At 65.3% G+C, this 17,211-nt stretch carries 16 protein-coding genes; 9 read left to right on the top strand and 7 right to left on the bottom strand.

Annotated features, from left to right (window positions below; all coding sequences use genetic code 11):
* Positions 1 to 70 precede the first annotated feature (70 nt).
* The 5 genes from ACQR2C_RS00230 to ACQR2C_RS00210 all read right to left on the bottom strand — a co-directional run bounded on the left by ACQR2C_RS00230 (position 71) and on the right by ACQR2C_RS00210 (position 6,545).
* Positions 71 to 1,357, bottom strand: a complete 1,287-nt coding sequence (locus ACQR2C_RS00230) for an ABC transporter substrate-binding protein (RefSeq protein ID WP_315803559.1) — start codon at positions 1,355 to 1,357, stop codon at positions 71 to 73.
* A 58-nt stretch (positions 1,358 to 1,415) separates the two neighbouring features.
* Entirely contained in the window at positions 1,416 to 2,489 is a 1,074-nt protein-coding gene (locus tag ACQR2C_RS00225) for a branched-chain amino acid ABC transporter permease (RefSeq protein ID WP_315803558.1), read from the bottom strand.
* Between the two features lie 3 nt (positions 2,490 to 2,492).
* Complete coding sequence (locus ACQR2C_RS00220) at positions 2,493 to 3,386, bottom strand: branched-chain amino acid ABC transporter permease (protein WP_315803557.1); 894 nt, start codon at positions 3,384 to 3,386, stop codon at positions 2,493 to 2,495.
* 409 nt (positions 3,387 to 3,795) lie between these two features.
* Positions 3,796 to 5,727, bottom strand: a complete 1,932-nt coding sequence (locus ACQR2C_RS00215) for a long-chain fatty acid--CoA ligase (RefSeq protein WP_434880184.1) — start codon at positions 5,725 to 5,727, stop codon at positions 3,796 to 3,798.
* Positions 5,724 to 6,545 (bottom strand): ABC transporter ATP-binding protein, encoded by an 822-nt coding sequence (locus ACQR2C_RS00210; protein WP_315803555.1) that lies wholly within the window; start codon positions 6,543 to 6,545, stop codon positions 5,724 to 5,726. The genes ACQR2C_RS00215 and ACQR2C_RS00210 overlap by 4 nt, the downstream gene beginning before the upstream one ends.
* A 323-nt stretch (positions 6,546 to 6,868) precedes the next feature.
* On the opposite strand from ACQR2C_RS00210, the gene ACQR2C_RS00205 reads away from it, so the two are divergent.
* The 3 genes from ACQR2C_RS00205 to fcl all read left to right on the top strand — a co-directional run bounded on the left by ACQR2C_RS00205 (position 6,869) and on the right by fcl (position 9,696).
* On the top strand, positions 6,869 to 7,543 hold the full coding sequence (locus tag ACQR2C_RS00205) for a Crp/Fnr family transcriptional regulator (RefSeq protein WP_315803554.1): 675 nt from the start codon (positions 6,869 to 6,871) through the stop codon (positions 7,541 to 7,543).
* A 160-nt stretch (positions 7,544 to 7,703) separates the two neighbouring features.
* Positions 7,704 to 8,759 (top strand): GDP-mannose 4,6-dehydratase, encoded by a 1,056-nt coding sequence (gmd, locus tag ACQR2C_RS00200; protein WP_409997946.1) that lies wholly within the window; start codon positions 7,704 to 7,706, stop codon positions 8,757 to 8,759.
* The gene (gene fcl / locus ACQR2C_RS00195; protein WP_434880183.1) at positions 8,743 to 9,696 is read left to right on the top strand and encodes a GDP-L-fucose synthase; all 954 of its coding nucleotides are present in this window, start codon (positions 8,743 to 8,745) and stop codon (positions 9,694 to 9,696) included. The genes gmd and fcl overlap by 17 nt, the downstream gene beginning before the upstream one ends.
* A 128-nt stretch (positions 9,697 to 9,824) precedes the next feature.
* On the opposite strand, the gene ACQR2C_RS00190 is transcribed toward fcl, so the two are convergent.
* Complete coding sequence (locus ACQR2C_RS00190) at positions 9,825 to 10,667, bottom strand: uroporphyrinogen-III synthase (protein ID WP_434880182.1); 843 nt, start codon at positions 10,665 to 10,667, stop codon at positions 9,825 to 9,827.
* A 155-nt stretch (positions 10,668 to 10,822) separates the two neighbouring features.
* Between ACQR2C_RS00190 and purU the strand changes: the two genes are divergently transcribed.
* On the top strand, positions 10,823 to 11,686 hold the full coding sequence (gene purU, locus ACQR2C_RS00185) for a formyltetrahydrofolate deformylase (RefSeq protein ID WP_315803550.1): 864 nt from the start codon (positions 10,823 to 10,825) through the stop codon (positions 11,684 to 11,686).
* A gap of 11 nt (positions 11,687 to 11,697) precedes the next feature.
* Here purU and ACQR2C_RS00180 read toward each other — a convergent pair whose 3' ends face one another.
* Positions 11,698 to 11,997, bottom strand: coding sequence for a hypothetical protein (locus ACQR2C_RS00180; protein WP_315803549.1), 300 nt, complete (start codon positions 11,995 to 11,997; stop codon positions 11,698 to 11,700).
* 284 nt (positions 11,998 to 12,281) lie between these two features.
* Here ACQR2C_RS00180 and ACQR2C_RS00175 point away from each other — a divergent pair, with 284 nt between their 5' ends.
* The 5 genes from ACQR2C_RS00175 (at position 12,282) to ACQR2C_RS00155 (ending at position 17,076) form a co-directional block, all read left to right on the top strand.
* Entirely contained in the window at positions 12,282 to 13,463 is a 1,182-nt protein-coding gene (locus ACQR2C_RS00175) for an ABC transporter substrate-binding protein (RefSeq protein ID WP_315803548.1), read from the top strand.
* A 239-nt stretch (positions 13,464 to 13,702) separates the two neighbouring features.
* Positions 13,703 to 14,572, top strand: coding sequence for a branched-chain amino acid ABC transporter permease (locus tag ACQR2C_RS00170; protein WP_315712905.1), 870 nt, complete (start codon positions 13,703 to 13,705; stop codon positions 14,570 to 14,572).
* A 7-nt stretch (positions 14,573 to 14,579) separates the two neighbouring features.
* Positions 14,580 to 15,617 carry a branched-chain amino acid ABC transporter permease gene (locus ACQR2C_RS00165; protein WP_434880181.1) on the top strand — a complete coding sequence of 346 codons (1,038 nt, stop codon included), beginning with the start codon at positions 14,580 to 14,582 and terminating at the stop codon, positions 15,615 to 15,617.
* Positions 15,614 to 16,360, top strand: coding sequence for an ABC transporter ATP-binding protein (locus ACQR2C_RS00160; protein ID WP_315803546.1), 747 nt, complete (start codon positions 15,614 to 15,616; stop codon positions 16,358 to 16,360). Before ACQR2C_RS00165 ends, ACQR2C_RS00160 begins: the two co-directional genes overlap by 4 nt.
* Positions 16,360 to 17,076, top strand: a complete 717-nt coding sequence (locus ACQR2C_RS00155; RefSeq protein ID WP_434880180.1) for an ABC transporter ATP-binding protein — start codon at positions 16,360 to 16,362, stop codon at positions 17,074 to 17,076. The genes ACQR2C_RS00160 and ACQR2C_RS00155 overlap by 1 nt, the downstream gene beginning before the upstream one ends.
* Positions 17,077 to 17,211 lie beyond the last annotated feature (135 nt).

Below are 17,211 nucleotides of genomic sequence, written 5' to 3'. Positions count from 1 at the left end.
CCCCGCTTTCGCGGGGATGACGATCGTGTGTGGGGCGACTGCTGAGTTCACTCAACCGTCGCCGATCAACTTACCAACCAGCCCATTCCGCCTTGCGCGGCAGCTCGATGGTCTTGACCTTCTCGAGCTTGATCACGCCCTTGGCCATGAGGTCGTTGAGGTCGCCATCGGTCGGACCCGTCACGCGGGCGCGATAGAGGTCGACCTTCATGGTGCCGCGGTGGTCCTTGTCCGTCCAGGTCGACGGGCTGCAGACGCCCTCCATCCCGGCCGGCACCCAATCTTTCTTCTGATAGAAGCCCTTGGCAACGTTCTCGCCGGTGGCACCGCCGTTCTTCGCAGCCCACTCGATCGCCTCCTTCATGTAGAGCGAGGAGCAGACCGCGGCGACGTAGTGCACCGGGCGGTAGACCTTGCCGGTCGGGTCGGACATCTTCGAGATCTCCTGCACCGTCTTCATGCCCGGCGCATCGCCACCCCAGGCCACCGAGGTGCGCAGCGGGAAGATCACGCCGTCGGCGGCAGCGCCCGCGGTCTTGGCGGCGTTCTCGTCCATGCCCCAGACGTTGGACAGGAACTGCACGTCGACGCCGGCATTCTTGCAGGCCTTCATCACCGAGATGTTGGAAGCCGCGGTGTTGCCGAGATAGGCGTAGTTGGCGCCGGAGCTCTTCAGGCTCAGGCACTGCGCGCTGTAGTCGCCCGGCGCCAGCGCGAACACCAGCGGCGGCAGCACCTCGAAGCCGAGCTCGGTGGCGAGCGCCTCGCCGGCCGCCTTCGGCGCGTTGGGGTAGGGGTGGTTGGCGCCCATGTGGACGAATTTCGGCTTGCCCGGCTTGCCCTTGGCCTTCCAGTCCTCGGCCGCCCAGGTCAGCTCGGCGCGCAGCGCATCCGAGTAGCTCGGGCCGTAGAAGAAGTTGTACGGCGCCGGCTTCGCCTTGCCGCTGGTGCCTTCCGGATCGGTCAGCGCGGCGGCGTAGGAGCCGGACATGTCCGGGATCTTGTCGTTGGCGAGGAAGCCGGTCAACGCCTCGGTGTCGGCGGTGCCCCAGCCCATGATCGCCGCGACCTTGTTGTCCGGTGCCGACCACTTCTTGTACAACGCGATCGCGCGCGGCACCTGGTAGCCATAATCGTTGCTGTCGACTGCGAGCTGCTTGCCGCCGATGCCGCCGTTCTTGTTGACCCAGGCGAAGGTGTCCGCGACGCCCTGGCCGTAGGGCGTGCCGACGTCGGACGTGCCGCCTGAGAGATCCTGCAGATGGCCGATCGCGATCTGCTGCGCCTGCGCCGACGGGGCGAATGCGCCCGCCAAGAGCGCCAGTGCCGCCGAGCCGAGCCATGATTTGATCGTCATAGTGCTTCCTCCTGTGGTGGGTTCGGGCCGGATTGCCGCCGGTCCCTGTTGGTTGGAATCAATGTGAGAACGGATAGAGCTTCCAATAGGTCTTGATCTGGCGCCAGCGATGCGCGAGCCCGTCGGGCTCGAACATCAGGAAGCCGATGATGATCAGGCCGATCGCGATCTCGCGCAGAAAGGTGATGTTGTTGTTGAGCGCGAGCGCCTTGTCGATCGCGCCGCCCTTGAGGAGATGGCTGAGCCACTCCATCGATTCCGGCAGCAGAACGACGAAGGCGGTCCCCATCAGCGTGCCCATGATCGAGCCGGTACCGCCGATGATGATCATGGCAAGGAACAGGATCGAGCGCTCGATGCCGAAACCCTCCTGCGAGATCACCAGCTGGTAGTGCGCGTAGAGGGCGCCGGCAATGCCGGCGAAGAACGCCGCGAGGCCGAATGACAGCGTGCGATACTTGGTCAGGTTGATGCCCATGATCTCGGCAGAGAGATAATGGTCGCGGATCGCGATCAGCGCGCGGCCGTCGCGGGTGCGCATCAGGTTGGTGACCAGGAGATAGCAGACCAGCACGTAAGCGAGCACGACGTAGAAATATTGCCGGTCGCCGCGCAGCGTGTAGCCCAGAATCGAGAACGGATTGGCCGAAGCCGGCACCGAACCGCCGGAAAACCATTCGGCGCGCGAGAAGAAGTCGAGCAGGATGTATTGCGCAGCGAGGGTGGCGATGACGAGATAGAGCCCCTTCAGCCGTGCCGCCGGAAGGCCGAAGACCAGACCAACGAGGGCCGTGATCACGCCGGCGAGCGGGATCGCGAAGAACACCGGGATGGCATAGGCGTTGTTGATGTAGGCCGAGGTGAAGGCGCCGAGCAGGAAGAAGCCGGCCTGGCCGATCGAGATCTGGCCGGTGAAGCCGACCAGGATGTTCAGCCCGAGGGCCGCGATCGCGAAGATGCCGATCTGGATCGAAACCGACAGCCAGTATTCGGAGAACACCTGCGGCGCGAAGCACAGCAGGATGACACCGGCGATCGCGAAATTGCGGCTGGTCCTGGTCGGGAAGATCGTGGTGTCGGCCGCGTAGGAGGTGCGGAAGTCACCGGCGGGTATCGTGGAACGTGCGACCATGGTTCAGATCCGCTCGATGTCTTTGGTGCCGAACAGGCCGTAGGGCTTGATCATCAGGATGATGATCAGGACGTAGAACGGCGCGATCTCGTACAGATTGCCCCAGTGCAGATACTGGCTGTCGACATATTGCGCGATGTTCTCCAGGAGGCCGATGATGATGCCGCCGAGCACGGCACCGCCGACCGAGTCGAGGCCTCCGAGGATCGCCGCCGGAAACACCTTGATGCCGTAGGCCGACAATCCCGAGGACACGCCGTTGACGACGGCGACGACCACGCCGGCCACGGCGGAGACGGTCGCCGAGATCGCCCAGGCCATCGCGAACACGCTCTTGACGGAGATGCCGAGCGATTGCGCGACCTGCTGGTTGAAGGCGGTGGCGCGCATCGCAAGGCCATATTTGGAGGCCTTGAAGAACCAGGCCATGCCGAGCATCATCAGCAGCGACACGACGAGGCTCATGACGTAGACCGTCTGGATCTGCAGTCCGAACAGGTCGACGGACGTGCTGGCGAACACTGGCGGGAACGGCTGCGGATTGACGCCAAACATCCATTTCAGCGCCGCCTGGAACACGGTCGACAGGCCGATCGTGACCATGATGACGGAGATGATGGGCTCGCCGATCATCGGCCGGAGGATCACAACCTGGATCGCGATGCCGAACGCGAACATGAAGACCAGCGTCAGCGGCATGCCGACCCAGAACGGCACCTGATATTTCGTCAGCAATGCCCAGCACACCCAGGCGCCGATCAGGAGCAGCTCGCCTTGCGCGAAATTGACGACCTGGGTCGCCTTGTAGATCAGCACGAACGACATCGCGACCACGCCATAGAGCGTTCCGACGACGAGGCCGTTGACCAGGAGCTGGATGAGGAAGGCGGTGTTCATGATCGTTCTCGCTCGTCATCGCCGGGCTTGACCCGGCGATCCAGCTTTGTCGGAAGAGGATGGATGCGCGGGGCAAGCCCGCGCATGACGATTGGGTGTGCCGAGCCGGCGTGGCTCTTACCCTCTCCCCTTGTGGGAGAGGGTGGCTGCGCGCAGCGCAGCCGGGTGAGGGGCTCTCTCCGCGGGCGAGCGAGAGGAGAGGGACCCCTCACCCGACCGCGTTTGCGTTGACCGGCCGAGATGCCCTCTCCCACAAGGGGAGAGGGCGCAGTCATGCGCAGTAACCTTCGCTGCGGCTCAAGCCGCTGCTCGTCATCGCCGGGCTCGACCCGGCGATCCATCGCTCTCGCAAGAAGATGGATGCGCGGGTCAAGCCCGCGCAGGATGACCGAATATGACGATAAGCACATCACTCTGCGGCCTCCGCCATGGGGCCGTGGCTGTCCAGGTCCACCACCTTCAGCGTGGTGCGGATGCGCTGGGTGGTGCCGTCCTGGAAGCGGATGACCGTGTCGACGGGGATCGCCGGCTTGCCGCCATAGATGCCGTCGATGATATCGGCGTACTTCTCGTTGATGACGCTGCGGCGCACCTTGCGCGTACGTGTGAGCTCGCCGTCGTCGGCATCGAGTTCCTTGTACAGCAGCAGGAAGCGGGAGATGCGCTGCGCCGGCGGCAGGTGGGCATTGACGGTCTCGACCTCCTTCTGCAGCAGCGCATAGACCTCGTTGCGCGAGGCGAGATCGGAATAGGTGGTGAAAGCGATGCGGTTCTTCTCGGCCCATTTCGAGATGATCGAATAGCGGATGCAGATCATCGCGGCGAGGTGCTCGCGGCCGGCGCCGAGCACGACGGCCTCGGCGATATAGGGTGAGAACTTCAGCTTGTTCTCGATATATTGCGGTGAGAAGCGCTCGCCGCGCGCGGTCTCGGCGAGGTCCTTGATGCGGTCGATGACGACGAGCTGCTTCGCGTCGTTGAAATAGCCGGCGTCGCCCGAATGCATCCAGCCGTCCTTGACGTCGGCGGTCGAGGCTTCCGGGGCCTTGTAGTAGCCCAGGAACATGTTCGGGTGGCGTACCAGGATCTCGCCGATGCCCTGGCTGTCGGGCTGGTCGATCCTGATCTCGATGTCGTCAGCCATCGGCACGCCGGTCGTGTCGGGATCGACCTTGTCGTCCGGATGCAGCGTGTAGGCCCCGAGCAGCTCGGTCTGGCCGTAGAGCGTGCGCAGCGGCACGCCCATGGCGCGAAAGAACTTGAACGTATCGGGCCCGAGCGCGGCACCGCCGGTGGCAGCCGAGCGCAGCCGGGTGAAGCCGAGCCGGTCGCGCAGCGCACGGAACAGCAGCATGTCGGCAAGGCTCGAATGCCGGCCCTTTTCCAGGGCCGCAAGGCCGGTCGACATGCCCAGATGGTAGAGCCGCTGCTTCAGCGGCGAGGCGTCCATGACGGCGGCACGGACGTCGGCCGCGATCTGCTCCCACACCCTTGGTGCAAACAGCACGAAGGTCGGCGCGATCTCGCGGAAGTCGTTCATCATCGTGTCGGGCTCTTCGACGAAGTTGACCTTCATCCGGCAGAGCAGTCCTTTGCCGAGCACGTAGACCTGTTCCATGATCCAGGGCAGCGGCAGCACCGAAACGTATTCGTCCTCCGGCCCCTTCGGATCGAACGCGAGATAGGTCGCGCAGTGCTTGAGCACGCGCGCGGCCGAGAGCATCGCGAGCTTCGGATGCGAGGTCGTGCCCGAGGTGGTGCAGAGAATGGCGACGTCGTCGCCGACGGTCGCATCGACCATGCGGTCGTACAGATCCGGCTCGCGCGCCGCCCGATTGCGGCCGAGCTCAGCGAGCTTGTCCGCCGGCATCAGCCTGGGATCGTCATACTTCCGCATGCCGCGCGGATCGGAATAGACGATATGCTCGAGCGCCGGCACGCGCTCGGCGAGGTTGAGCAGCTTGTCGACCTGCTCCTCATCCTCGGCGAACACCAACCGAGCCTCGCCGTAATTGAGCAGGTAGGCGGCCTCGTCGTCGAGCACATCGCGATAGAGCCCGAGGCTGTAGCCTCGGATCGCATGCGTTGCGATCTCCGCCGCGACCCAGTCGGGCCGGTTGTCGCCGATGATTCCGATCACGGCATCCTTGCCGAGCCCAAGCTCGACCATGCCGAGCGTGAAATCGCGCACGCGCGCCTGGTAGTCGGCCCAGGTGAAGGTGCGCCACAGCCCGAGATCCTTTTCGCGCAGCGCGATCTCCGTCCCGTGCTCTTTCGCGTTCAGCCGTAGCAGCTTCGGATAGGTGTCGGCCTGCCGGACGCGACCCGCATAGTCCATCATGCCGCGTCCTCCGCGATGGACGGCGCCTCGTCGGGATCGACCAGCAGTTCGTCCTCCTCGCCGAGATAGGCGCGCTTGACGTGGGGATCGGCGAGCACCGCGGCCGGGTCGCCCTCGGCGATCTTGCGGCCGAAATCCAGCACCATGACGCGGTGGGAAATGTCCATCACCACGCCCATGTCGTGCTCGATCATCACGACGGTCATGCCGTATTCCTCGTTGAGGTCGACGATGTAGCGCGCCATGTCCTCCTTCTCCTCGAAGTTCATGCCGGCCATCGGCTCGTCGAGGAGAATGAGATGCGGCTCCAGCGCCATCGCTCGGGCGAGCTCGACGCGCTTGCGCAGGCCATAGGAGAGCGTGCCGGCCGGCGCCTTGCGCACCGACTGCAGGTCGAGGAAGTCGATGATCTGCTCGACCTTCTCGCGGTGCTTCAGCTCCTCGCGCCGCGCGCCGGTGAGCCAATACAGAGAGCCGGTGAGGAAGTTGTTCTTCAAGAGGTGATGGCGCCCGACCATGATGTTGTCGAGCACGCTCATGTGGTGGAAGAGGGCGAGGTTCTGGAAGGTGCGGCCGATGCCGATATTTGCGCGCGCGCTCGGCGGCAGGCCGGTGATGTCGCGGCCGCGATGGAACAGGCGGCCCTCGGTCGGCTTGTAGCGGCCGGAGATGCAGTTGACGATCGAGGTCTTGCCGGCACCGTTCGGGCCGATGATCGAGAACAACTCGCCCTCGCGCACGCCGAAGCTGACGTCGGTCAGGGCCCGCACCCCACCGAAACGCAGCGACACTCCGCGCGCTTCCAACGTATAGTCCAAGTCGTCCTCCCGAATTGTCTTGGGCGCTTGGCGCGCTCTTCAAGGCATCGTGTCGCGCGACGTTGAGCTCGTCGCGTCGGCTGCAATCCTATCCCGGGCATCGGTTCCGCGCCATCCGACGAATGACGGGCCACCCGGGCGGGCGCATTTTGCCGCATCTCGGATGCACCTCATCCGAGGCGCGAGTCGAAGGCGGTGGTCCTCGATAGGGGAAAGCGCTATCAGGAACTGTCTTGCGCCTGACATTTCCCAGGCTAAATTCACCGCTGGATTGTTGCGATGCAATATAGTTGCCGCGAGCTTCGACGAGACGAGATGACGGCTTGATCTCTCCCGATACCCTTCTGCGCATCGCGCCCTGGTCCCGCCATTTGAAGCCCGAGGAAATCGACACGGCCGCGGCCGGCGTCGTCGAGCGGTCGTTTGCGGCCAACGAACACATCTTCGTCCGCGGCGACCAATTCGACTACTGGACCGGGATCGTCACGGGTCTGGCGCGCATGAGCACGGTGTCGCGCGGTGGCAAGGCGACGACATTCGCCGGCATGTCGGCCGGCGCCTGGTTCGGCGAGGGCAGCGTGCTGAAGAACGAGCCGCGCCGCTATGACGTCGTGGCGCTGCGCGATACGCGCGTCGCGCTGATGGAGCGGCCGACCTTCATGTGGCTGTTCGAGAACAGCGTCGGCTTCAATCGCTTCCTCGTCACCCAGCTCAACGAGCGGCTCGGCCAGTTCATCGGCCTGGTCGAGGTCGGCCGCACGCTGGATGCGACGGCACGGCTCGCCCGCAGCATCGCGTCACTGTTCAATCCGATCCTCTACCCGAATACGACCCGCCACCTGGAGATCACCCAGGAGGAGATCGGCGCGCTGTCGGGCCTGTCCCGGCAGAACGCCAATCAATGCCTCAAGACGCTGGAGCGGGAGGGCCTGCTGCGCGTCGAATATGGCGGGGTGACCGTGCTCGATCTCGACCGGCTGCGCTGCTACGGGGACTAGGTCCCGCCTTGCGTCGCGCCGATACGGGATTGATCCAACGCCTTGTTTTCCGTCGAGCTTGACCGGCGGCTTCGGCTGTGGACTGCTCGCCGGGAACTTCGGCCCGAGGGGGCGCGACGGTGTTGGAGTGAGTATGGCGGGGAAGGATTGCAGCGGCCGCGTGGCCCTGATCACGGGCGTCACGGGCCAGGACGGCGCCTATCTGGCCGAATATCTGCTCGGCCTTGGCTACACTGTGCACGGCATCAAGCGGCGGTCATCGTCCTTCAATACCGCGCGGGTGGATCATCTCTACCAGGATCCGCACGAAGGCAACGTCCCGTTCCTGCTGCATTACGGCGACATGACCGATTCCACCAACCTGATCCGGCTGGTGCAGCAGATCCGCCCCGACGAGATCTACAATCTCGCGGCCCAGAGCCATGTCGGCGTCAGCTTCGAGAGTCCGGAATACACGGCCAATGCCGACGCGCTCGGGGTTCTGCGCTTGTTGGAAGCCATTCGCATTCTCGGCATGGAGAAGCAGACGCGGTTCTACCAGGCCTCGACCTCGGAGCTGTACGGCCTGGTGCAGGAGATCCCGCAGCGGGAGACGACGCCGTTCTATCCGCGCTCGCCCTATGGCTGCGCCAAGCTGTACGGCTACTGGATCACGGTGAACTATCGCGAGGCCTATGGGATGTTCGCCTGCAACGGCATCCTGTTCAACCACGAGAGCCCGATCCGTGGCGAGACCTTCGTGACCCGCAAGATCACCCGCGGCGTCGCCCGCATCGAGACCGGCCTGGAGGAGACGATCTATCTCGGCAATCTCGAGGCCAAGCGCGACTGGGGCCATGCGCGCGATTATGTCGAGGGCATGCACCGTATCCTGCAGGCCGATACGCCTGACGATTTCGTGCTGGCGACCGGCGAGACCCATTCGGTGCGCGAGCTGGTCGAGCTCGCCTTCGCCGAGGTCGATCGCCGCATCGAATGGCGCGGCGAGGGGGTCGAGGAGACCGGGATCGACGCGAGATCCGGCAAGGCGGTGGTGCGGATCGACCCGACCTATTTCCGCCCGACCGAGGTCGACCTCCTGATCGGCGATTGCAGCAAGGCGCGCGACAAGCTCGGATGGAAACCAAGGACGAGCTTCGCCCAACTGGTCAAGGAGATGGTCGCCAGCGATCTGTGCGCCGCACGGCGGGAGGCGAGCAGTGGCCACGCCATTTGATCTCCGCGGCAAGCGTGTCTTCGTCGCCGGCCATCGCGGCATGGTCGGCAGCGCGCTGGTGCGGCGGTTGGCGAGCGAAGGCGTCGAACTGCTGACGGTGCCGCGCAGCGAGGTCGATCTGCGCGACCAGGCGGCGGTGTTCTCATGGTTTGCGCGCGCCCGGCCGCAGGCCGTTTTCCTCGCCGCGGCGAAGGTCGGCGGCATCGTCGCCAACAACACGCTGCGTGCCGAGTTCATCTACGAGAACATCGCCATCGCCACCAACGTCATCCACGCCGCGCATGTGAACGGCGCCGAGAAGCTGATGTTTCTCGGGTCCTCCTGCATCTATCCCAAGCTCGCTCCCCAGCCGTTGCGCGAGGATTCGATGCTGACCGGGCCGCTGGAGCCGACCAACGAGCCCTACGCGATCGCCAAGATCGCCGGCATCAAGATGGTCGAGGCCTATCGCAGCCAGTATGGCGCCGATTTCATCAACGTGATGCCGACCAATCTCTATGGTCCCGGCGACAACTACCATCCCGAGTACAGCCACGTCGTTGCGGCGCTGATCCGCCGCTTCCATGAGGCGAGGCTCGCCGATGCGCCGGAGGTGGTGGTCTGGGGCACGGGAACGCCGCGGCGCGAATTCCTCTATGTCGACGACATGGCCGATGCCTGCGTGCACCTGATGAAGACCTATTCGGAGGCCGGGCTGGTCAACATCGGCACCGGCGAGGACATCACGATTGCCGATTTCGCCCGTGTGGTCGCGGCGACGGTCGGCTATCGGGGACGGATCAGCTTCGATCCCTCACGCCCCGACGGCACTCCGCGCAAGCTGCTCGACGTCTCGCGCCTGGCGAAGCTCGGCTGGCGCGCGACGACGTCGCTGAAGGAAGGCATCGCGCGCGCGTATCAAGCGTTTCTGCAGGAGACGGGGCAGGCGGCCGCCTAACCCGCCGCTGTCGTCCCGGCGAACGCCGGGACCCATACCGCGGACGCTATCTGGGAACGGGGCTGGTAGTTGCCTGCCTCATCGCGATCGGTGGCTATAGGTCCGGGGGCAAGCCCGGGACGACACTGTTAGTAACGCGCCGCTGGCGGCACTTTCACACCCAGCGCCTTGGCCATCGCCGAGATCAGCGGCTTCATGAAATAGGCCTCGCCCGCCGGTGTGATCGACGGCGTCAGCCCATGCGCAGCCAGCTCCTCCGTCACCACAGGCCCGACGGAGGCGATCTGCGTGCGTGCCAGTCCCTCACGCAGGCGTGCCTCGACGCCGTGCGCCCTGGCGACGTCGAACAGCCGCCGCGGCTGGCCCGAACTCGTCAGCGCGATCGCGTCAACCTTGCCGGCGATCATCTCGTCGATCGCGGTGAGGATGTTCGCATCCGCCGCCTTGGCATCATAGACATAGGGCAGCACCGGATCGACCTCGGCGCCACCCGCCTTGATCGCACCGATCAGCGCCGAATGATCCTTGTCGGGATAAAGCTGCAGGCCGAGCCGATGGCCCGCGAGGTCGTAGCCTGCCAGCAGTTCGGCCACGCCTTCCGAGGTCGGCTTCTCCGTGGTGACCTGCGCCTCCAGGCCCAGCTCGCGCAAGGCGCGCCCCGGCTTGGGGCCGCGGGTGAAGGTCCGGGCCTTGCCGATCGCGGCGATGAACTCGGCCTCGACGCCGATCCGGCGCGCCACCGTCATCAGCCGCCTGAGGCCCTCGCCGGTCATCAGCACGAGATCGTCGAACGGCCGTTCGTTACAGCGGCGAATCCAGGCTTCGATCGGCGCCGGGTCCGGCGCATCCTCGATCGTGAACATCGGACATTGCAGCACGTCCGCGCCCTGCTCGGCGAGCAGCCGCGAGAACTGCGCCTCCTCGCGGGTTTCCAGGATCAGGATGCGGTTGCCGGTCAGCCTGTCAGCCATGACGATGCTCGAAGTTTGAGAGTTGATGTTTTGTTCATCCTGCCCACGGGCCGAGCGTTGGCGCAAGCGCGCGGAGGGTGATAGAGCAGGGCCCGAACGGGCGCCAAGCCTGCCGCATCATTCACCCCTCGTCATCCGCCCGGTAACGTCACGCCATGTCCGACCACCAATATGTCCTGACTCTGTCCTGCCCGGATCGTCCCGGGATCGTCTCGGCCGTCTCCACCTTCCTCGCCCATAACGGCCAGAACATTCTCGACGCCCAGCAGTTCGGCGACTTCGAGACGGGTCATTTCTTCATGCGTGTGGTGTTCACGGCGGCCGACCTCGCGGTCAACCTGCCGGCGCTGCAGACCGGATTCGCCGCGATTGCCGAACGCTTTGCGATGGATTGGCAGATGCGCGACCGCGCCGGGCAGCGCCGGGTGATGCTGCTGGTGTCCAAGTTTGACCATTGCTTGGTCGACATCCTCTATCGCTGGCGCACCCGCGACCTCGCGATGATCCCGACCGCGATCGTCTCCAACCATCCCCGCGAGACCTATGCCGGGCTCGATTTCGGCGACATTCCGTTCCACCACATGCCCGTCACCAAGGACACCAAGCGGGACCAGGAGCAGGCGATCCTGAAGCTGGTCGAGGAGACCGAGACCGATCTCGTCGTGCTCGCGCGCTACATGCAGATCCTGTCGGACGAGATGTCGGCGAGCCTGTCCGGCCGCTGCATCAACATCCATCATTCTTTCCTGCCCGGCTTCAAGGGCGCGAAACCCTATCACCAGGCTTATGAGCGCGGCGTCAAGCTGATCGGCGCTACCGCCCATTACGTCACCCGCGATCTCGACGAGGGCCCGATCATCGACCAGGACGTCGAGCGAATCAGCCATCGCGACACCCCCGACGATCTCGTGCGCAAGGGCCGCGACATCGAGCGGCGCGTGCTGGCGCGGGCGATCCGCTATCACCTCGAGGACCGCGTCATCCTCAACGGCCGCAAGACCGTCGTCTTCATGGATTGATGTCGCCGCCGTCAGCGGCCGGGGGCGGTCGCCTGCGCGTTGGCGTTGGACTGCGTCTGCTTGTCGCGTTCGGCGGCCGGCAATTGCCGCTGCCGCTCGCGCTCCTGCATGAACCGGTCGTATTCGGGGGTGCCCGGCCGGGGTGGCGCGTCGGCCGGCAGGCCGCCGGCCCATTGCGGCATTAGATCGCCCATCCCCGCGCCGACCTTCTCATTGATCGACGAGCAGCCGGCGAGGATCGGCCCGGCCGCGGCCAGAAGCATCATCGCGGCCGGAAAGAGCCTGGTCCGGTGGGGGCGTCTGGCCGGCATTGACGGGGGACCTTTCGTGCTGCGGGCGACCCGCGGCCCGGACCCTAACGACTTGCCATCAATTGGTAAAATTTGGCCGTTCGATGGTTTGGGTATTAATATACCAATCACGGATCGGTGGTCCGTTGCGGAAACCTACCGTTCACGAAGCCTCCCATGATCGCCATTGACAACGGGGTCCCAAGTCCGCAGCGATGCGCCCGCGATATCGTGAACGAGATCGCACGGTTAAGACAACAATGGCCGGGGGCTGCGGTCCTGATCCGACCAGGGAGGTAGTTTCAATGTTCGTGCGAAACAAGACACTGACGCTCGCCGCCAGTGCGGCGCTCGCCGCGGCTGCGCTCGCGTCCGGTGCGGCGCGGGCCGAAGACGTGTTCAAGATCGGCCTGATCGTGCCGATGACCGGCGGCCAGGCGTCGACCGGCAAGCAGATCGACAATGCCATCAAGCTCTACATGCAGCAGAACGGCGACACCGTCGCCGGCAAGAAGATCCAGGTCATCCTCAAGGACGACGCGGCGCTGCCCGACAACACCAAGCGTCTGGCGCAGGAGCTGATCGTCAACGACAAGGTCAATGTGATCGCCGGCTTCGGCGTGACACCGGCGGCCTTCGCCGCCGCGCCGCTTGCCACCCAGGGCAAGATCCCGGAAGTCGTAATGGCGGCCGGCACCTCCATCATCACCGAGAAGTCGCCCTACATCGTCCGCACCAGCTTCACGCTGCCGCAGTCCTCGACGATCATCGGCGACTGGGCGGTCAAGAACGGCATCAAGAAGGTCGCCACGCTGACCTCGGACTACGCGCCGGGCAACGACGCGCTGGCCTCGTTCAAGGAGCATTTCACCGCCGGCGGCGGCGAGATCGTCGAGGAAATCAAGGTTCCGCTGGCGAACCCCGACTTCGCTCCGTTCCTGCAGCGCATGAAGGACGCCAAGCCGGACGCCATGTTCGTGTTCGTGCCGGCCGGCCAGGGCGGCAACTTCATGAAACAATATGCCGAGCGCGGCCTCGACAAGAGCGGCATCAAGGTGATCGGACCGGGTGACGTCACCGACGACGACCTGCTCAACGACATGGGCGACGCCGTGCTCGGCGCCGTCACCGCGCACATCTATTCGGCGGCGCATCCGTCGGCGAAGAACAAGGAGTTCGTCGCGGCCTACAAGAAGGCGTTCAACAGCCGTCCGGGCTTCATGGCGGTCGGCGGTTACGACGGCATCCATCTGATCTACGAGGCGCTGAAGAAGACCGGTGGCAAGACCGACGGCGATTCCCTGCTTGCTGCGATGAAGGGCATGGCCTGGGAGAGCCCACGCGGTCCCATCTCGATCGATCCGGAGACGCGCGACATCGTTCAGAACGTCTACATCCGCAAGGTCGAGAAGGTCGACGGCGAGCTCTACAACGTCGAGTTCCAGACCTTCGAGGCCGTCAAGGATCCGGGCAAGGCCAAGAAGTGACGCGATAGGCGTCATCTCGAGCGCGCACGAACGGTGCGCTCCCTCCCCCGCGTGCGGGGGAGGGCTGGGGTGGGGGTACCCCACGGCACACGCGTCGTGTGGAGAGATGTCCCCCACCCGGATCACATCGTTCAGATGCGATCCGACCTCCCCCCGCAGGCGGGGGAGGCGCAGACCGAGCAAGCATTGAATGCATGCCCTTCGGATGAAGGGATGACCGGGGACTGAAACTAGACTCCATGACCGCCATCCTCACCAACCTCTTCGACGGCGTCGCCTACGGCATGCTGCTGTTCGTGCTGGCCTGCGGGCTCGCCGTGACGCTCGGCCTGATGAACTTCGTCAACCTCGCCCATGGCGCCTTCGCCATGGCCGGCGGCTACGTCTGCGCCGTGCTCGTCAACCGGATGGGATGGCCGTTCTTCGCGGCGCTGCCGCTGGCCTTCGTCGCGAGCGCCATGATCGGCGCGCTGCTGGAGCGGACGCTCTATCAGCATCTCTATGCGCGCAGCCATCTCGACCAGGTGCTGTTCTCGATCGGGCTCGTCTTCATGACGGTGGCCGCGGTCGACTACATCATGGGCTCCTCGCGAATCTTCATCAATCTGCCCGACGTGCTGCAGGGCCAGTTCGACGTCTTCGGCGTTGGCATCGGCCGCTATCGGCTGATGATCATCGTCATCTGCGGGCTGCTCACGGTGGGGCTGCAGCTGGTGCTCTCCAAGACGCGGTTCGGCAGCCGGCTGCGTGCCGCCGTCGATGATCCGCGCGCGGCGAGCGGCCTCGGCATCAACGTGCCGCAGGTGTTCGCCTTCACCTTCGCGTTCGGCTGCGGGCTCGCCGGCCTGGGCGGCGCGCTCAGCGCCGAGATCCTCGGCCTCGATCCATACTTCCCGCTGAAGTTCATGATCTACTTCCTGATCGTGGTCACCGTGGGCGGCTCGTCGTCGATCACCGGCCCGTTCCTCGCCTCGCTGCTGCTCGGCATCGGCGACGTCGCCGGCAAATATTATGTGCCGAAGCTCGGCCCCTTCGTCATCTACACCATCATGATCGTGATCCTGATCTGGCGTCCGAACGGCCTGTTCGGCCGCACGGCGACGCGGTGAGGATCGCATGACCATGAACGCACAAACCGAGGTCGGATTTCACGCCAGGCAGCACGGCCGCTGGCACTGGAGCGAGTTCGCCTTCTGGATCGTCGTGCTGGCGGTCGGACTGGCGTTTCCCTCGCGCTACCTGATCATGACCGAGATCCTGCGGCTGGCGCTGTTCGCGCTGTCGCTCGACCTGATCCTCGGCTATGCCGGCATCGTCTCGCTCGGCCACGCCGCCTTCTTCGGCGTCGGCGCCTATTGCGCGGGCCTGCTCTCGGTGCACGGCATCATCAACGAGCCGGTGCTGGCGCTGATCGTGGCCGGCCTCGCCGCCACCGTGCTTGGCTTCGCCACCAGCTTCCTGGTCATCCGCGGCGTCGACCTGACGCGGCTGATGGTGACGCTCGGCATCGCGCTGTTGATGGAGGCGCTGGCGGAGCGCTTCTCCAACATCACCGGCGGTACCGACGGTCTCCAGGGCATCGACATCCAGCCGATCTTCGGCGTGTTCGCCTTCGACATGTTCGGCAAGACCGGGTTCTTCTATGCGCTCGCGGTGCTGTTCGTGCTGTTCCTGCTGGCGCGGACGATCGTGCATTCCCCCTTCGGTCTGTCGCTGCGCGCGATCAAGAACAATCCGTTGCGCGCCGCCGCCGTCGGCATTCCCGTCAACAAGCGCCTGATCGCGATCTACACCGTCGGCGCGTTCTACGCCGGCATTGCCGGGGCGCTGTTCACCCAGACCACGGCGCTGGCCTCGCTCGACGTGTTCTCGTTCGAGCGCTCCGCCGACCTCGTGCTGATGCTGGTCATCGGCGGATCCGGCTATCTCTATGGCGGGCTGATCGGCGCCGCCGTGTTCCGGATGCTGCAGGAGCTGTTCCAGTGGATCACGCCGCAATACTGGATGTTCTGGATCGGCCTCGTGCTCGTCGTCATCGTTCTGGTCGGCCGCCATCGCATCCACGCCTATGCGCTGTGGCTGCCCAATCTCATCCTTCGGCAGATCGCCGGCCGCAAGGCCGCGGTGGCCCTCACCGATAACGAGGCGCCATGACCTACGCATTGGAAACCCGCGGCCTCGACAAGCATTTCGGCGGCCTCCATGTCACCCGCAATCTGTCGCTGCAGATCGCGCCGGGCGCGCGCCATGCGCTGATCGGTCCGAACGGCGCCGGCAAGACCACAGTCATCAATCAGCTCACCGGCGTGCTGGAGCCGAGCGCGGGGCGCATCCTGCTCGAAGGCCAGGACATCACCGACCTGCCCGTGCACAAGCGCGTGCTGCGCGGCCTGTCGCGCACCTTCCAGATCAACCAGCTCTATCCGGACCTCACGCCGCTGGAGACGATCGGGCTCGCGGTCTCCGAGCGACTCGGCGGCGGCGGCAACTGGTGGCGGCGCATGGGCACGCGCGACGACATCAATGCCGAGATCGCCGAGACCTTGGAGCGCTTCCGGCTACTCGACGTGATGAACGATCGCACCTCGACCTTGCCCTATGGCAAGCAGCGCCTGCTGGAGATCGCGGTCGCGATCGCCGCGCGCCCGCGCGTTCTGCTCCTCGACGAGCCCGCCGCCGGCGTGCCCGAGGGCGAGCGCAAGGATATTCTCGCCGCCGTCGCGGCGCTGCCGCGCGACGTGACGGTGCTCTTGATCGAGCACGACATGGATCTCGTCTTCTCCTTCGCCGACCGCATCTCGGTTCTCGTCTCCGGCGCGCTGCTGGTCGAGGGCGCGCCCGACGAGGTCGCGCGCGATCCGCAGGTCAAGGCCGTCTATCTCGGCGAGGCCGCGTGATGACCGATCTGCTGACAATCGAGAACCTGCGCGCCGGCTACGGCCAGGCGGTCGTGCTGCCGGACATGTCGCTGAAGCTGCCCGAGGGGCAGGTGCTGGCGCTGCTCGGCCGCAACGGCACCGGCAAGACCACGCTGATCAACTCCATCGTCGGCGTTACCCGCCGCTTCTCCGGCACGATTGCGCTTGATGGTGCCGACATCACCGGCCTGCGCGCCGACCAGCGCGCCCGCGCCGGCATCGGCTGGGTGCCGCAGGAGCGCAACATCTTCCGCTCGCTCACGGTGGAGGAGAACATGACCGCGGTGGCGCAGCCCGGACCCTGGACGGTCGAGCGCGTCTACCAGATGTTTCCGCGGCTCAAGGAGCGGCGCAACAATTTCGGCAACCAGCTTTCCGGCGGCGAGCAGCAGATGCTGGCGATCGGCCGCGCGCTGACGCTCAATCCCAAGGTGCTGCTGCTGGATGAGCCGACCGAAGGCCTCGCGCCGATCATCGTCGAGGAGCTGCTGGCTGCGATCGGCACCATCAGCCGCGCCGGCGGGCTGTGCTCTGTTATCGTCGAGCAGCACGCGCAGAAGCTGCTGGCGCTGGCCGACCGTGTCGTGATCCTGGAGCGCGGCACCATCGTGCACGATGCGCCGTCGAGCGCCTTGAAGGCCGATCCGGCGCCCCTGGAGCGGCATCTCGGCGTCGCGAGCGCCGCCGCGCACTGACCTGATCGATAGGCTTGAACGCGACGAGCCGAAGCGTCATCATTGGTTGCGGGGACGGCGTGGCTCGCGCAATCGACCGAGGTCTGGCGGTATGGCGCGGCCGTCGTCAACATCGGTATGCAGAATCCAGTTGTG

It is taken from the genome of Bradyrhizobium sp. HKCCYLRH3061, from assembly GCF_051168015.1.
Classification (GTDB): Bacteria; Pseudomonadota; Alphaproteobacteria; order Rhizobiales; family Xanthobacteraceae; genus Bradyrhizobium.
Note: the sequence above shows the minus strand (reverse complement) of the source record. Positions and strands in the feature narration are given on the sequence as shown.

What these genes read in the sequence shown, in the direction of transcription:
- ACQR2C_RS00230 (WP_315803559.1), bottom strand. Translation starts at nt 1,357, where the DNA reads ATGACGATCAAATCATGGCTCGGCTCGGCGGCACTGGCGCTCTTGGCG.
- ACQR2C_RS00225 (WP_315803558.1), bottom strand. Translation starts at nt 2,489, where the DNA reads ATGGTCGCACGTTCCACGATACCCGCCGGTGACTTCCGCACCTCCTAC.
- ACQR2C_RS00220 (WP_315803557.1), bottom strand. Translation starts at nt 3,386, where the DNA reads ATGAACACCGCCTTCCTCATCCAGCTCCTGGTCAACGGCCTCGTCGTC.
- ACQR2C_RS00215 (WP_434880184.1), bottom strand. Translation starts at nt 5,727, where the DNA reads ATGATGGACTATGCGGGTCGCGTCCGGCAGGCCGACACCTATCCGAAG.
- ACQR2C_RS00190 (WP_434880182.1), bottom strand. Translation starts at nt 10,667, where the DNA reads ATGGCTGACAGGCTGACCGGCAACCGCATCCTGATCCTGGAAACCCGC.
- purU (WP_315803550.1), top strand. Translation starts at nt 10,823, where the DNA reads ATGTCCGACCACCAATATGTCCTGACTCTGTCCTGCCCGGATCGTCCC.
- ACQR2C_RS00180 (WP_315803549.1), bottom strand. Translation starts at nt 11,997, where the DNA reads ATGCCGGCCAGACGCCCCCACCGGACCAGGCTCTTTCCGGCCGCGATG.
- ACQR2C_RS00175 (WP_315803548.1), top strand. Translation starts at nt 12,282, where the DNA reads ATGTTCGTGCGAAACAAGACACTGACGCTCGCCGCCAGTGCGGCGCTC.
- ACQR2C_RS00170 (WP_315712905.1), top strand. Translation starts at nt 13,703, where the DNA reads ATGACCGCCATCCTCACCAACCTCTTCGACGGCGTCGCCTACGGCATG.
- ACQR2C_RS00165 (WP_434880181.1), top strand. Translation starts at nt 14,580, where the DNA reads ATGACCATGAACGCACAAACCGAGGTCGGATTTCACGCCAGGCAGCAC.
- ACQR2C_RS00160 (WP_315803546.1), top strand. Translation starts at nt 15,614, where the DNA reads ATGACCTACGCATTGGAAACCCGCGGCCTCGACAAGCATTTCGGCGGC.
- ACQR2C_RS00155 (WP_434880180.1), top strand. Translation starts at nt 16,360, where the DNA reads ATGACCGATCTGCTGACAATCGAGAACCTGCGCGCCGGCTACGGCCAG.